Raw genomic sequence first — 13,882 nt, forward strand, 5'->3', positions numbered from 1 at the left:
TTCGGCTCTTTTAGTGTCGAATTTTTTATGTTTGTAGATATGAAAAAAGTATTTTATCTAAAGACGTGTGGAACCTGCACCAAAATTTTGTCGAAATTTGATTTAAGTGATTGGGAACTTCGGGAGATTAAAAGTTTACCGGTAACCGAAGAAGAATTAGATGAAATGTACATGAAATCCAAATCGTACGAAACACTTTTCAGCAGACGATCTACCCAAATAAAAGCACGCAATATCAATGTTAAATCTTTAAAGGAAATTGATTTTAAGAAGTTGATACTGGAACATTATTCCTTTTTAAAAAGGCCAGTTTTCTTAACAGATTCAGAAATCTTTATCGGAAATGAAAATGGAAATATAAAAGATTTAGAACATTTTTTCAATATAAATGATTAAAATATTTTTTATTTTCCTGTTTTCGGGGGCGCTTTCTGCGCAAGTTGTTTACAAAACGCCGTCAGGCACTAAATATCACCTGTCAAATTGTAGAATGGTGAAAAATGTCTCTTCAACTTTACCCTTAGAGAAAGCACTTCGCGTTGGATTGGCTCCTTGCAAAATTTGTCGTCCACCGTTTCGGCAAACTTTCGGGATCGTGTCGAAACCTAAAAAGACCGCAGGAATTAATTCCGCGAACCGCTGTTTCGGGAAGACTAAAACCGGCACGCGATGTAAAAGAAATACTCGAATTGGAAATAACTTCTGTTTCCAACATTTGCCAAAATAAAAACCGCCTTATCATGGAACTGACAAGGCGGTTTTATATTATTTTTTAAACTTACGTTCCAGTAAATTATAAACTCCGATACTCACGATAGCTCCTAAAAGATAGTAACCCGTAGTCATCCACTTTTTCTGATCGGTATCTGTCGCTTTATTATTTCCTAAAAGTTGATCAGCTAAACCGATTGTTCCCGCTGCGCCCAGAAGCCCTGTTCCTAAAGTTTTGGTGATGATTTGCGACGTATTGGTAGAAGTCGCTAACGTCGAAAACAAGAGCGCATTTGATAAAATATTTCCTCCCATCGCAGCGGCATAAACCTGCTCTTCGTCTGAGGCGCTAATATCTATTTTTTCCAAAGAATCTTCAATTGCTTTTTCACCAACTTGATCAAGGTTGGGCGCACCTTTCATATTTTTTTTGAAAATCTGATGAACGGCGGTTAGCGCTAAAGATCCCGCTAAACCGGCTATACTTCTGTTAATAAATGACATAATTTTTACTTTTTTAATTGAATCAGAAAGAGCTAAAAAGATGCCATATAAAAAAGCAGATGATAATTCACCTGCTTTTTTAAATTAGTTAATACGAATATTTTTTAGACAAAAGGAGTTTTCACCACTTTTGCGGGAACATTTTTATTTCTGATCTGAATGAAAATATCAGATCCAACTTTATTATGATCAGTCGCTACGTACGCCAAACCAATTCCTACATTTTTCATCGGACTCATGGTGCCCGATGTCACTTTTCCAATTTCATTACCTTCCGCATCTACAACCAAATAATCATGTCGGGGAATGGCTCTTTCCTGCATTTCAAATCCGACCAATTTCTTTTTAATTCCTTCTTCTTTTTGTTTTGAAAAGTATTCTTTATCCACAAAATCTTTATCAAATTTCGTGATCCAGCCTAAACCAGCTTCCAATGGAGAAGTCGTATCATCAATATCATTTCCGTAAAGGCAGAAACCTTTTTCCAAACGCAAAGTATCTCTAGAAGCCAGTCCACAAGGAACTAAACCGAATTCTTCACCCGCTTCCACAATGGCTTCCCAAAGTTTCAGAGCGTCTTCGTTGTTAAAATAAATTTCAAAACCGCCACTTCCTGTGTAACCTGTATTAGAAATAATAACATCCGAAACGCCCGCAATTGTACCTACAGTAAAGTGGTAATAAGGAATTTCAGAAAGATTAATATCCGTCAACTTTTGAAGAGTTTCACTAGCTTTTGGACCTTGAATGGCGAGCAATGACATTTCATCCGAAGCGTTGGTTAAAGTCGCTCCAAACTTCTCATTGTGTTTAGAAATATGATTCCAATCTTTCTCAATATTTGAGGCGTTTACAACCACGAAATATTTTTCATCATTCATTTTGTAAACGATCAAATCATCAACAATTCCACCATTTCCGTTCGGCAAACACGTGTATTGCGCTTTTCCGTTTTCCAGGGCATTTACATTATTGGTTCCCACATATTGCAGTAAATCTTTCGCCTTTGGACCTTCCACAAAAAATTGACCCATGTGCGAAACATCAAAAATTCCCACTTTTTCCCGTACCGCAAAATGTTCCTGCGTTACACCAGAATATTGCACAGGCATTTCAAAACCTGCAAAAGGCACCATTTTCGCACCGAGCGAAACATGTTTTTCAAACAAAGGAGTTCTTTTCATATATACTTTTATTTTTTTTTCAGGAGCAACCTGAGTTTAGCTTCTCATAAAATATAATCCCGCTGTTCGCTCTATCTCTTTGTCACTGGCGTGCCTGCAGAGGATGCCGCTACCATCGGGGCTAGAATAACTGTACTTTTACTTTCGAAGTTTTAATACCGCCTTTTCAACACCTACAAATGATGTTTATATTCTTGCAGTATAATTTTAAACCATTCTGTAAAATTTTCAGGATTTGATTTCATTTCTTCATCTAGCGCATTCATACTGATGTACCGAACTTCCGAGACTTCATCTTTATTTAAATTAAATTCGCCCGTATAACTTCCCGTAAAGACATGATCAAGTTCATGTTCCCAGAGATTTCCGCCTACATTTGCTTTGTAGATAAAATGAAATTTCGGAGTGATTTCAGCTTCAATACCCAACTCTTCTTTCATACGACGATGTGCACCTTGCAAATAATTTTCCTCAGCCCGCGGATGCGAACAAACTGCATTCGTCCATTGGTTTGGCGAGTGGTATTTATCTGCAGCTCTTCGCTGAAGCAAAACTTCACCTTTGTCATTAAAAAGAAAAACAGAAAATGCGCGATGCAGAATTCCGTTTTCATGGGCCTGCATTTTATCCATCAAACCCAGGACTTCATCATTTTCAGAAATTAAAACAACTTGTTCTTCCATCTTCACAAAATTAAGATTAATAAATCTATTGCGAAAATTTTAGACCTTCATTTCTGAATGAATGAAAAATGCAGTTGATTTCGTGCCGACAAGCGCAGAAAAATTTAGGAATGCATAGCGTTACCACGAATTAATATCCTGTGAATCAATTCAGAGTTGTAATTTTGCACTTTAAATACAGAAGATGGAATTAGAATATAAGGATCATTTGAGTCCGATGCTGAAAGGTGATATTAAAAATTATCTGATCGATATAGATGGAACAATCACGGATGATATTCCCAATGAAGAGCCCGAGAGAATGACGACTTGTGAGCCTTATCAAGATGCTTTAGAAACGATCAACAAATGGTATGATGAAGGTCACTTGATTTGCTTTTTCACCTCGCGAACCGAAAATTTAAAACAAATTACCATTGACTGGTTGGATAAACACGGCTTTAAATACCACAGCGTTTTATGCGGTAAACCTCGTGGCGGAAATTACCATTGGATTGACAATCATCTCGTACGCGCTACCCGATACAAAGGAAAGTTCACAGATATGGTGGAAAAACAGGTAACGATTGAGGTTTTTAAAGATTAAGAAAAAGAATGAAAATATTAGCAAATGACGGTTTAGATCAATCAGGAATCGACGCCTTGACCATTAAAGGATTCGAAGTTATCACAGAAAAGATACCGCAGCAATTAATCGCAGATTTTATCAATAAACATCACATTAAAACCTTACTCGTCCGAAGCGCAACTGAAGTTCGAAAAGAACTTATCGATGCGTGTCCCAGTTTAGAAATTATCGGTCGCGGCGGCGTCGGATTGGACAATATCGATGTAGATTATGCTAGATCTAAAAACATTCATGTCATCAACACGCCCGGAGCTTCCTCTGCTTCTGTAGCGGAACTTGTATTTGCTCATTTATTTAGCGGCGCGCGGTTTTTACAGGATTCCAACAGAAAAATGCCAGTCATTGGCGATACTCAATTTAATCAGCTTAAGAAATCGTACGCGGAAGGAATTGAACTTCGTGGGAAAACAATTGGGATTATCGGTATGGGAAGAATCGGGCAGGAAGTTGCCAGAATTGCGCTTGGTTTGGGAATGCGAGTGATCGCCGCAGATAATAATATCGGTCGGGCAAGTATAAAGGTGAAGTTTTACAACAATCAATTTATCAATGTTGATATTGAGACAGAACCGTTAGAAGATGTTTTACAACACGCTGATTTTATAACACTTCATGTTCCCGCGCAAAAAGAGGAACATATGATAGGAGCAGAAGAAATTCAAAAAATGAAAAACGGTGTAGCAATCATTAATTGCAGCAGAGGTGGCGTTGTAGAAGAACATGCGCTGGTAGAAGCACTTAACTCTGGTAAGGTTGCTTTTGCGTGCCTGGATGTTTTTAATAATGAACCACACCCTTCAAAAGAAATTCTTACCCACCCAAAGATCTCTTTGTCTCCACATACGGGCGCATCTACCGTGGAAGCGCAAGACAGAATTGGGATTTCTTTAGCGGAACAAATCTGCAGTATTCTTCAGGTATCTTAAAATATTTTCAATAAAAAAGACGCCTCAAATTGGGCGTCTTTAGTTTTTACGTATCGAAAACTATTATTTGCTTTTCAACAAGTCTCTAATTTCTGCTAGTAAAACTTGATCGTCAGTTGGTCCCGCTGGCGCAACTTCTACAGGTTTGTTTACCTTGTTTACAGCTTTGATCACCATAAATAATACCAGCGCAATAATCAGGAAACTGAGGATTGCCGAAAAGAAATTTCCATATTTCACCCCGTTCCAAGTAAGTTCTGCAATGTTTTCTGCACCTGCCGCTTTCAAGGCTGGGTTCAGCAATAATGGAGTAATTACATCATCTACAAAAGAGGTGATAATTTTACCAAATGCAGCCCCGATGATTACAGCTACTGCCAAATCAACTACATTTCCTTTGAACGCAAAATCTTTGAATTCCTGTACCATTCCCATAATCGTATGTTTTATTTATTAATTTAGTCAAATGTATTAAAATGCTTTAAAATAACATAGGATTATCAGGGATTTATTGTATTTAACCTCTATTTTCCATATTTACCGTAATTAATTTGTAATTTTATTTTACATAAAGAGGTGAAATGAATATTTTTTCAGCAAAGGAAATTTACGAATGGGAAAAATACACGAAGAATCAAAGCATGATTTCTTCACTACAACTTATGGAGAGAGCTGCGAAATGTTGTACAATTTGGATCGCCAATCATTTCTCTAATTCATCAGATATTCTTCTTTTTTGTGGATCAGGTAATAATGGTGGTGATGGCTTTGCCCTCGCCAGACTGCTGTATCACCCAGGATTTAATATTAAAATTTTCACTGATCAAACCCAAGATTTTACCGAAGAAGCGCTGATTAATTTGCAAAGATGCAAGGACATTTCCGGAATTGAAATTTATGACCTTTCACAACGCAAAGAAATTAGCACTGATAAGAATACTCTAATTATTGATGCTCTTTTTGGATTGGGACTTAACCGAAAGTTAGTTGATCCAATCGCAAGTTTGATTATTTATCTGAATACATTGAATTGTAGGAAAATTTCAATTGATTTGCCATCCGGATTATTTCCTGACAGTATACACGAGGAGAATGCCGTCGTTTTTTTGGCTGATTATACCTTAACTTTTCAATGTTGGAAAAAGACGATGTTACATCCGGAAACTGCTTTTTATTGCGGCAGTATTCAGATCATGGAAATTGATTTAAGTGCGGAGTTCTGTCTTGATAATTCAACTTTTGAAAATACAATAGACGATACTTTAATTAAAAAGATTTACCAGCCGAGAAAAGACTTCAGTCATAAAGGAACTTTTGGAAAATCCCTTATTATCGCAGGCACTTTTGGAAAAATAGGTGCTTCCGTTTTGGCAACTAAAGCAGCTTTGAAATCGGGGAGTGGTATAACATTCGTTCTTGCTCCTAAATGCGGATACGAAATTTTACAAACGAGTTGTCCGGAAGCCATGTTCATTCTCGGCGGAGAAAATCATATTGATCATATTGAAATTGAAGAAGACTATGTGATAGGAATTGGTCCAGGTTTAGAAGTCAACTCTGCAACGGAGAAAGTGTTTTTAAAATTTTTAAAAAATTCAAAAAAACCGATGGTCATAGATGCAGATGCATTAAATATATTGGCTAAAAATCCAGAGTATTTAAATTCATTACCCCCAAATTCAGTAATAACTCCACATCCGAAAGAATTCGAGCGCCTCTTTGGTGCAACTGAAAATTCTTTTGGACGCTTGAAGTTGGCTCAACAGAAAGCTGCCGAATTTAAAATTTTCATTATTTTAAAAGACCACCATACGCAGATTGTTACACCAGATCAAAGGGTTTTTTACAACCTCACTGGCAATTCGGGAATGGCAAAAGGCGGGAGCGGCGATGCGCTTTTGGGAATTGTAACCTCACTGATCGCGCAGAATTATTCACCAGAAAATGCCGCGATATTTGGCGTTTGGCTTCACGGAAAAGCAGGTGATCTGGCTGCTGAGAAATTCTCTAAAGAAGCGATGCTACCTTCTGATTTAATTGATGAATTGGGAAATGCCTTTAAGTTTTTAATATAAAAAATCCTCCCAATTTTATTGAGAGGAAAATATATTCATTTTTAATGTTTAGTCTGGTTTTGCATTTTCTTCCTCAGTAATCATTCTGCTTTTAGAAGTCAGCATAAATACAAGCCCCATAATAATGAGAGGTATCGATAAAATCTGACCAGTATTTAAACCGGCGATATGAATGAATTCATCGCCTTGCGGTTCTTTCAGGAATTCTACGAAAAATCGAATCGACCATAGCAAGAAAAAGAAAAGACCAAATAGCCAACCTAACTGGAATTTTTTCTTTGTATATCGGTATAAAACCCATAATAAAACGAACAGTAGAAAATAGCCACCAGCTTCAAAAAGTTGAGTCGGATAACGGGGAACAATTGCACCGTATTCAGGGCTTTGTTGTGGGAATAATATCGCAAAAGGAGAGTTATCCGGCGCAGGCTTTCCGATAATTTCAGAATTAAAGAAGTTTCCCATTCTGATGAAAAGTCCAGCCAAAGCAATTGGGATTCCCACGCGATCAAAAACCCAAAGTGGATTTTTCTTGATGATTTTTAAACTGTAGTAGAGCGTCGTAAGCGGCAAAACAATTGCAGCGCCATGACTTGCCAATCCCGCAAACCCTGTGAATTCAAGCTCAGGTTTTGTACGTATCGGTAAAAAAACAGACCAGAAATCTTGCTGAAAAAGTTCTGGCTGGTAAAAAATAACATGTCCCAATCTCGCTCCGAAAATTGTTCCGATCAAAGTCAAAGTAAAAAGAGGCTCTACATATTTTTCGTTTACATGGTCAATCCGGTAAATTTTAGTCATCAATACATAACCTAATCCGAAGGCTAAAATAAACATCAGACTGTAATAATGGAGGGTAATAGGACCTAAATGAATTCCGGTTGATGGATCCCAGGTGGAGTATAAAAATGTGAGCATAATATTTTATTCAATAATTTTAAATTCAAATGATGTTATTTCCCTTTATTTTTTAGGAGGCACTGGATCATAACCTTCACCGCCCCAAGGATGACAGCGCGCAATTCTTTTCGAGCCCAGCCACAATCCTTTGAAAGGTCCGTGCAATCGAAGTGCTTCAAGCATGTAGGAGGAGCAAGTGGGCGTATATCTGCAACTATTTGGGAGCAGTGGCGAAATGCCCAACTGGTAAAATCGGATGAGGAGAATTAAAGGAAAGGTGATGATTTTATTCAACATGCGTTGCAAAAATAACTAAATAGTTTAAATTTGTTCTAAGTTTCCAGGTAAACTTCTATTTTTCAGATTTCTTAGATTAATTCTCAACAATTATAAACTTGAATTCCAATACGCCACTTGCCGAAAAATTACGACCAAAAACTTTAGATCAGGTTTTGGGTCAGGAACATTTGACCGGAAAAAGTGGGCCGATTCGAAAAATGTTAGAGAATGATACTTTGAATTCTCTTATTTTTTGGGGACCGCCCGGAACCGGGAAAACCACCTTAGCTGAAATTATTTCTGAAACTTCGGGTAGGAAATTCTATAAACTTTCAGCCGTTTCAAGTGGCGTAAAAGACATTAGAGAAATCATCGAAGAAGCTAAAAAGCAAAATCTCTTTTCAGGTAAATCGCCGATTTTATTTATTGATGAAATTCACAGGTTCAATAAATCTCAACAGGATTCTCTGCTTCACGCCGTTGAAAAAGGTTGGGTTGTTTTAATGGGTGCCACCACAGAAAATCCGAGTTTTGAGGTGGTTTCTGCCTTACTTTCTCGTTCCCAGGTGTATGTTTTAAAAGCCTTGGATTATGAAAAATTAGAGGAACTTATCGAAATTTCATTAAAAAAATATAACCAAGAAGCTTCCACAGATTTTAGCATTAAAGATAATGAAGCTCTGATTCAATATTCTGGTGGAGATGCTCGAAAGCTCATTAATGCAGTAGAAAATGTATTGAATCAATTTAAAAACTCAGATAAAAAAGAAATTGATAACGAAGACGTGCTCTCAGTTTTACAGGAAACCATGGCGCTTTATGATAAAAATGGAGAGCAACATTATGATATTATTTCCGCCTTTATAAAATCCATGCGTGGTTCTGATCCAAATGGTGCGGTTTACTGGTTAGCGCGAATGTTGGTGGGTGGTGAAGATATTAAATTCATTGCGAGAAGAATGTTGATCTTGGCTTCAGAAGATATCGGTCTCGCAAATCCAAATGCGCTGGTCATGGCCAATAATTGTTTTCAGGCAGTAAATGTTATAGGAAATCCCGAAGCCAGAATAATTTTGAGTGAAACAGCGGTTTATTTGGCGATTTCACCGAAAAGCAATTCAACGTATGTTGCGATAAATGATGCGATTTCTAAAGTTAAAAAAACAGGAAATCTCCCTGTTCCCTTACACCTTCGAAATGCTCCGACGAAGTTAATGAAGGATCTGAACTACGGAAAAGATTACGATTATGCCCATTCGTACGAAGGAAATTTCGTTGATTTAGAATTTCTGCCTGAAGAATTAAAGGGAACCTCATTTTACAAACCCGGAAATAATTCAACAGAAAATAAAATTTCAGATCAGCTTAAAAAGAAGTGGAAAGACAAATATTGATTACATAGTAAGACGAAGAAGTTAACTTTCAAGTAAATGCTCGTTATAATGTCCTAAATATTTCACGGTTGCACCAATAGATTTTAATTCTTCTAACGCGTTTTTAGATAAAACCGGATGCCATTCGCTGGCGATATTGATGAAGAAAAAATAATTTCCCAAACCCGTTTTCAAAGTACGACTTTCTATTTTCGAAAGGTTCATCTGTCTCCAGGCAAAAACCGATAGTACTTGATGTAAACCACCAGCATGATCTTCAGGAAGTGTAATTATTAAAGAAGTTTTTTCCGAAGTTTTAGGAAAATTCAGTTCCAATACATCTTTAGTTTTAGAAATGACGATAAACTTGGTGTGGTTCTGCTCGAAATCCTGAATATTAGAATGTAGGATTTTTAAACCATATAATTTGGCGGCGTAGGAATTCGCAACTGCAGCCCATTTTTCCTGAGGATTTTCAGAAACTAATTTCGCCGCTGCAGCTGTAGAACTAAAATCACTGGTTTCGATATTTTTAAAATGATCATGCCGAAAATGAAAGGTTTGTCCCAAAGCTTGCGGATGCGAAATAATCGTTTCAAACTGCTCATTCTCAGGATGGATCATTAAATGATGGGCGATCGGCATTACCACCTCAGTTTCAATAAAAATATCCTCGAAATCATACAGATAATCCAAAGTCATTGAAACCGTTCCTTCAATTGAATTTTCTAAGGGTACAACGGTTTTGTCAACTTCGCTATTTTTAACGGCGTTGAAACAATCCAAAATGCTTGATTGGGGAATTAGTTCATTTTTCGGGAAAACTTGGGAACAGGCTAACTGCGTAAAACTTGCGTGCGGACCGAGGAATGCGATTTTCATTTGGTAAAATTAAAAAAGACCATGTAATAGAATTGCTTAATTGAGGTTTATTTTAAAATTTATTCAGATTTATAAACCTCAGTTCGTTCAGAAATTCCATTGTTATTAAAAGCTTCAATTTGAAAATAATAAGCGTCAGTTCGATCTGCGCCGGTGAAGAAATATTCATTTTTGCCATAAACCATAATGCTTCCGTAGAGTTTGTCTGGTGATTTTCCAAAATAAATAACGTAACCGTCGGCGTTTTGATTTTGTTTCCATTTCATCCAGATGCTTCTTCGTTCACCGAATTTTTTAGGATCAGAACGAAGCGGAACAAAATTCTCCACTTTACCAGGTTTTTCACCTCCGCCTTTTCCGAAAACTCTAAATCCGCTCAAAGCAAATTTTCCAGTCGGCATTTTTAAATTTTCCATTTTTAAAAATCGTGCTTTTGAAGGTTTCTCCAGTTCGATGTAGTCGTGAGGAACATCGGTCTTATTTTTACTTTTATCAATTAAGGTTTTCCAATTTTTTCCGTCATTAGAACTGTAGATTTTATATTGATGCGTTTTCCCTAAAGTTTTCCCCTTAAATTCTGCATCCTGATCAGCGTAATTAATCTGAATTGCGTTAATGGTGGAAACTTCACCCAAATCTGTCTGAAACCATTCTCCCGCATTTCCGGATTTTGCAGACCAATACGTTTTGATATCTTCATCAACTGCTAAATTAGATTGATAACCACCTAATGTTGAAGAAACCTGTACGGGTTTTTGATAATTTAAAAGGGTCCAACCAGAAAACAATCCTTGGGTAAAATCTTTTTGTTGTGCAAATTCAGGGAGCAGAGTAGGATAGTCGCCGTAAGCGGTATTGCTATACATCACGTCATCTTTGTCAAAACCTGCGGGCCAAATTCCCAACCTTCTTTCAAAATTATTTTTTACCGAAATAAAAATAGTGGAAACGTGCCAGTAATTTCCATATTTATCCTGGAATGTTGAGCCATGACCGGCGCCTCGAGCGAAACCACCGGGTTTATAAGAAAATGGATTATGACTTTGGTATTCATAACCTTCAAGTGGGTTTTTACTTACATAGACTCCATCAGCATAACCACTGAATTCTGTAGCGGGAGCCCCATATTGCATGTAATATTTTCCGTTGTGTTTGGTTACCCAAGCACCTTCGATGAAAGGTTGTAAGAAAACATTGTCATTATATTCGCCAAATCTTTCCCAACCGTGATCTTCGGGTTTTAGTTTAACGATAGGTTTCACGTAACCTTCTGACTGTAGGGTTTTCGTATTAATTTCGGTTCCTAAAAGTGGCCATTCGTTGCTTGAACCCCAATATAAATAGAGTTTATTTTTGTCTTCGTCATAATGAAAAGCGGGGTCCCAGGCACCGACTTTCAAAGTATCGACTGCAATTTTCCAGTCATCTTTGGTGGGATTGGTAGATTTCCAAATAGGGAAATCAGATTCCCAGGTGGATCCATAAACGTATAAGGTGTCTTTCATTACCCAGGCGGCAGGCGCATTTAAATCATGGGTGTATTTGTTGTCCCGTAAAAATTTCCGGTAGATGAATTTCCAATGCAACATATCGTCACTGTACCAATATCCTTCTTGATTCGTAGAAAATAAAAATAACTGATTTTTAAAATTTACAATAACGGGATCTGCCGTTGCACGATGTTTTCCCTGCTGAGAAAAAACATCAAAAGGTGTATAACCGTAATCGATATTGATGGGATTGCAATAGGTTTTCTGTTGGGCGCCAACTTTTTGAAATCCCATTACCATTAATAATAAAAAGAGTATTTTATATTTCATAGGATTAGTTTCTTTACAAGTGAAGGTGAAGGTAAAGGTAAAGGTAATAAAGTAAATTCTAAAATAGAGTGCTCGGTAAAAGGATCGATCAAAAAAAAGAATCCATGCGGTGGGCACAGATTCAATTTAAACAATAAAAAGTAATTTAATTTATAATGCTATAAATCATTTAATAAACTGGCAGAAAGTGAAATTTCCGGCATTGCATAAATATGAGATTTGGCACGAAGTTCTACGATTTTTTTAATGTAATTTAAATCTCTGGCCTCTTCGATGGTCATGTCTTTAAATTCATAAATTTTTACCGCTTTGTTCATTTTAAAAGAGTTAGTAACGTTGGTAAATTCCTCTTGGTTACGAACTTCTACGCTTGTAATAAGGTTATCGCTTGACGCGTGTAGTGATGTTTTAGGAGTTCCTAAAAGTTTTTTCCAGAAATTTCTTTTCACAGCAGGCGCATTATTTTGGTCTGTTCTGTAAATAAGGTAATCCTGGTTTTTGATTCCTGATTTTTCTAATCCCTCAGAAACTTCTTTGATGTTTTCCTGACTTGGAAAAAGACCAACAATCGTGTAATTCATTGTGATAATATTTGGTTGTTAAATTCTTTGCAAATATACCTCGTAATTATATCGCAAAAGTTTTATTTAGATAAATTAACACAAAGTTGATAAAAATCAGTAATTATATTATTAATGTCACAATTTAAAATAGATGAAACGAATAAGATAGATTTTGTATTTGTTTACCTTTACCAACTAATCTTAAAGTAAAATCATATGAACGTTCTTTTGGCTTCGACTTCAACACTTTTTGGTGGCAATTATTTGGAATACATACGATCTGAAATTTCAGAACTTTTTGCGGGAATTGATGAAATTATTTTTATTCCTTTCGCACGACCTGGTGGAATTTCTCACGATGATTATACCGCGACCGCGAGAAAGTTTTTTTCCCAAATCAATATTAAAGTAAAAGGATTACATGAATTTGATGACCAGATTTCTGCACTAAATGGAGGAAAAGCATTTTTTACCGGTGGCGGCAATACCTTTTTATTGGTGAAAACATTACATGAAAAAAATCTCATGCAGATTATCAAAGAAAATGTTGAACAGGGAAAACCCTATTTAGGAAGTAGTGCCGGTTCAAATATTGGCGGCCTCAATATGAAAACCACAAACGATATGCCGATTGTTTATCCGCCAAGTTTTGAGTGTATGGGATTGGTACCGTTTAATATCAATCCGCATTATTTGGATCCCAATCCTGATTTAAAACATAACGGCGAAACCCGAGAAACCCGAATTAAAGAGTTTCTAACGCAAAATGACACGAAAGTGGTCGGACTTCGAGAAGGAAACTGGATTCGAAAAAAAGGAAATACAGTTACCGTTGAAGGAAATGAGAAGACGCGGATTTTTGAAAAAGGCAAAGAACCTTATGAAATTGAGCCGGGTACGGAATTGTAATTAATCTTCCCAGTTTTTCAGCAACAAATTCATTAAAAATTCCGGACATTTTATCACCTTATTTTTTTGGGAATCTAAGAAAAAAAGTGTGGTCTTTGCCTCCGTTATTTTTTGTTTAGAAGGATTATAAATTTCATAATCAAATTCTATTTTTACACCCGGAATTTTTTTGATGTAGGTGTGAATTTCCAGAAGTTGATCATACAGTGCTGGTTTTAAATACTTAATGGAAAATTCCGAAACCGGGAGCCAAATTCCTTGCTGCTCAATCTCCTCATATGGAAGACCGAGGGACCGAAAAAGTTCAACCCTTGCTACTTCGAAATACTCCGCGTAATTGCCATAATAGACATATTTCATTGGGTCTGTTTCGCCGTAACGTACTCTAATTGAGTTGGTTGTGTGTATCATGTTAAGTATTAAATTAGTCATACAAATATATTTC

General features: G+C 36.7%; 16 protein-coding genes. 6 read left to right on the forward strand and 10 right to left on the reverse strand.

Annotation, left to right across the window (positions count from 1 at the left end; all coding sequences use genetic code 11):
* Nucleotides 1–39: 39 nt before the first annotated feature.
* Complete coding sequence (locus LC814_RS12410; RefSeq protein ID WP_226064290.1) at nt 40–396, forward strand: arsenate reductase family protein; 357 nt, start codon at nt 40–42, stop codon at nt 394–396.
* 369 nt (nt 397–765) lie between these two features.
* Here the strand turns inward: LC814_RS12410 and LC814_RS12415 are convergent, their stop codons facing one another.
* The 3 genes from LC814_RS12415 to idi all read right to left on the reverse strand — a co-directional run bounded on the left by LC814_RS12415 (nt 766) and on the right by idi (nt 3,082).
* Nucleotides 766–1,215 (reverse strand): hypothetical protein, encoded by a 450-nt coding sequence (locus LC814_RS12415; protein WP_226064291.1) that lies wholly within the window; start codon nt 1,213–1,215, stop codon nt 766–768.
* A 104-nt stretch (nt 1,216–1,319) separates the two neighbouring features.
* Entirely contained in the window at nt 1,320–2,399 is a 1,080-nt protein-coding gene (gcvT, locus tag LC814_RS12420) for a glycine cleavage system aminomethyltransferase GcvT (protein WP_226064292.1), read from the reverse strand.
* 173 nt (nt 2,400–2,572) lie between these two features.
* Nucleotides 2,573–3,082, reverse strand: coding sequence for an isopentenyl-diphosphate Delta-isomerase (idi, locus tag LC814_RS12425; protein WP_226064293.1), 510 nt, complete (start codon nt 3,080–3,082; stop codon nt 2,573–2,575).
* A 184-nt stretch (nt 3,083–3,266) separates the two neighbouring features.
* Here idi and LC814_RS12430 point away from each other — a divergent pair, with 184 nt between their 5' ends.
* Together LC814_RS12430 and LC814_RS12435 are read left to right on the forward strand one after the other, a co-directional pair.
* Nucleotides 3,267–3,668, forward strand: coding sequence for an LNS2 domain-containing protein (locus LC814_RS12430; RefSeq protein ID WP_226064294.1), 402 nt, complete (start codon nt 3,267–3,269; stop codon nt 3,666–3,668).
* Between the two features lie 8 nt (nt 3,669–3,676).
* A complete protein-coding gene (locus tag LC814_RS12435; RefSeq protein ID WP_226064295.1) occupies nt 3,677–4,636 on the forward strand; it encodes a D-2-hydroxyacid dehydrogenase in 960 nt (319 codons plus the stop codon).
* Between the two features lie 63 nt (nt 4,637–4,699).
* Here LC814_RS12435 and mscL read toward each other — a convergent pair whose 3' ends face one another.
* The gene (mscL, locus tag LC814_RS12440) at nt 4,700–5,071 is read right to left on the reverse strand and encodes a large conductance mechanosensitive channel protein MscL (RefSeq protein WP_226064296.1); all 372 of its coding nucleotides are present in this window, start codon (nt 5,069–5,071) and stop codon (nt 4,700–4,702) included.
* A gap of 146 nt (nt 5,072–5,217) precedes the next feature.
* Between mscL and LC814_RS12445 the strand changes: the two genes are divergently transcribed.
* Entirely contained in the window at nt 5,218–6,711 is a 1,494-nt protein-coding gene (locus LC814_RS12445; RefSeq protein ID WP_226064297.1) for an NAD(P)H-hydrate dehydratase, read from the forward strand.
* Between the two features lie 48 nt (nt 6,712–6,759).
* Here LC814_RS12445 and lgt read toward each other — a convergent pair whose 3' ends face one another.
* Both lgt and yidD read right to left on the reverse strand, forming a co-directional pair.
* A complete protein-coding gene (lgt, locus tag LC814_RS12450; RefSeq protein WP_226064298.1) occupies nt 6,760–7,629 on the reverse strand; it encodes a prolipoprotein diacylglyceryl transferase in 870 nt (289 codons plus the stop codon).
* 45 nt (nt 7,630–7,674) lie between these two features.
* Nucleotides 7,675–7,908 carry a membrane protein insertion efficiency factor YidD gene (gene yidD / locus LC814_RS12455; RefSeq protein ID WP_226064299.1) on the reverse strand — a complete coding sequence of 78 codons (234 nt, stop codon included), beginning with the start codon at nt 7,906–7,908 and terminating at the stop codon, nt 7,675–7,677.
* A 98-nt stretch (nt 7,909–8,006) separates the two neighbouring features.
* On the opposite strand from yidD, the gene LC814_RS12460 reads away from it, so the two are divergent.
* Nucleotides 8,007–9,284: a replication-associated recombination protein A gene (locus LC814_RS12460; protein ID WP_226064300.1), complete on the forward strand. Its 1,278-nt coding sequence runs from the start codon at nt 8,007–8,009 to the stop codon at nt 9,282–9,284.
* A gap of 21 nt (nt 9,285–9,305) precedes the next feature.
* On the opposite strand, the gene pheA is transcribed toward LC814_RS12460, so the two are convergent.
* The 3 genes from pheA to LC814_RS12475 all read right to left on the reverse strand — a co-directional run bounded on the left by pheA (nt 9,306) and on the right by LC814_RS12475 (nt 12,546).
* On the reverse strand, nt 9,306–10,145 hold the full coding sequence (gene pheA / locus LC814_RS12465) for a prephenate dehydratase (RefSeq protein ID WP_226064301.1): 840 nt from the start codon (nt 10,143–10,145) through the stop codon (nt 9,306–9,308).
* Between the two features lie 59 nt (nt 10,146–10,204).
* Nucleotides 10,205–11,965: a discoidin domain-containing protein gene (locus LC814_RS12470; RefSeq protein ID WP_226064302.1), complete on the reverse strand. Its 1,761-nt coding sequence runs from the start codon at nt 11,963–11,965 to the stop codon at nt 10,205–10,207.
* A 158-nt stretch (nt 11,966–12,123) separates the two neighbouring features.
* Nucleotides 12,124–12,546: a hypothetical protein gene (locus LC814_RS12475; protein WP_226064303.1), complete on the reverse strand. Its 423-nt coding sequence runs from the start codon at nt 12,544–12,546 to the stop codon at nt 12,124–12,126.
* A 198-nt stretch (nt 12,547–12,744) separates the two neighbouring features.
* Here LC814_RS12475 and pepE point away from each other — a divergent pair, with 198 nt between their 5' ends.
* Nucleotides 12,745–13,437 carry a dipeptidase PepE gene (gene pepE / locus LC814_RS12480; protein ID WP_226064304.1) on the forward strand — a complete coding sequence of 231 codons (693 nt, stop codon included), beginning with the start codon at nt 12,745–12,747 and terminating at the stop codon, nt 13,435–13,437.
* On the opposite strand, the gene LC814_RS12485 is transcribed toward pepE, so the two are convergent.
* Nucleotides 13,438–13,848, reverse strand: coding sequence for an acyl-CoA thioesterase (locus tag LC814_RS12485; protein WP_226064305.1), 411 nt, complete (start codon nt 13,846–13,848; stop codon nt 13,438–13,440). It abuts the gene before it with no gap.
* Nucleotides 13,849–13,882 lie beyond the last annotated feature (34 nt).

The organism is Kaistella polysaccharea (assembly GCF_020410745.1).
Lineage (GTDB): Bacteria > Bacteroidota > Bacteroidia > Flavobacteriales > Weeksellaceae > Kaistella > Kaistella polysaccharea.

Coding starts and splice junctions, on each gene's coding strand:
- LC814_RS12485 (WP_226064305.1), bottom strand. CDS start 13,848: ATGATACACACAACCAACTCAATTAGAGTACGTTACGGCGAAACAGAC.
- LC814_RS12430 (WP_226064294.1), top strand. CDS start 3,267: ATGGAATTAGAATATAAGGATCATTTGAGTCCGATGCTGAAAGGTGAT.
- gcvT (WP_226064292.1), bottom strand. CDS start 2,399: ATGAAAAGAACTCCTTTGTTTGAAAAACATGTTTCGCTCGGTGCGAAA.
- idi (WP_226064293.1), bottom strand. CDS start 3,082: ATGGAAGAACAAGTTGTTTTAATTTCTGAAAATGATGAAGTCCTGGGT.
- LC814_RS12415 (WP_226064291.1), bottom strand. CDS start 1,215: ATGTCATTTATTAACAGAAGTATAGCCGGTTTAGCGGGATCTTTAGCG.
- pepE (WP_226064304.1), top strand. CDS start 12,745: ATGAACGTTCTTTTGGCTTCGACTTCAACACTTTTTGGTGGCAATTAT.
- LC814_RS12410 (WP_226064290.1), top strand. CDS start 40: ATGAAAAAAGTATTTTATCTAAAGACGTGTGGAACCTGCACCAAAATT.
- pheA (WP_226064301.1), bottom strand. CDS start 10,145: ATGAAAATCGCATTCCTCGGTCCGCACGCAAGTTTTACGCAGTTAGCC.
- yidD (WP_226064299.1), bottom strand. CDS start 7,908: ATGTTGAATAAAATCATCACCTTTCCTTTAATTCTCCTCATCCGATTT.
- LC814_RS12435 (WP_226064295.1), top strand. CDS start 3,677: ATGAAAATATTAGCAAATGACGGTTTAGATCAATCAGGAATCGACGCC.
- LC814_RS12445 (WP_226064297.1), top strand. CDS start 5,218: ATGAATATTTTTTCAGCAAAGGAAATTTACGAATGGGAAAAATACACG.
- lgt (WP_226064298.1), bottom strand. CDS start 7,629: ATGCTCACATTTTTATACTCCACCTGGGATCCATCAACCGGAATTCAT.
- LC814_RS12470 (WP_226064302.1), bottom strand. CDS start 11,965: ATGAAATATAAAATACTCTTTTTATTATTAATGGTAATGGGATTTCAA.
- mscL (WP_226064296.1), bottom strand. CDS start 5,071: ATGGGAATGGTACAGGAATTCAAAGATTTTGCGTTCAAAGGAAATGTA.
- LC814_RS12475 (WP_226064303.1), bottom strand. CDS start 12,546: ATGAATTACACGATTGTTGGTCTTTTTCCAAGTCAGGAAAACATCAAA.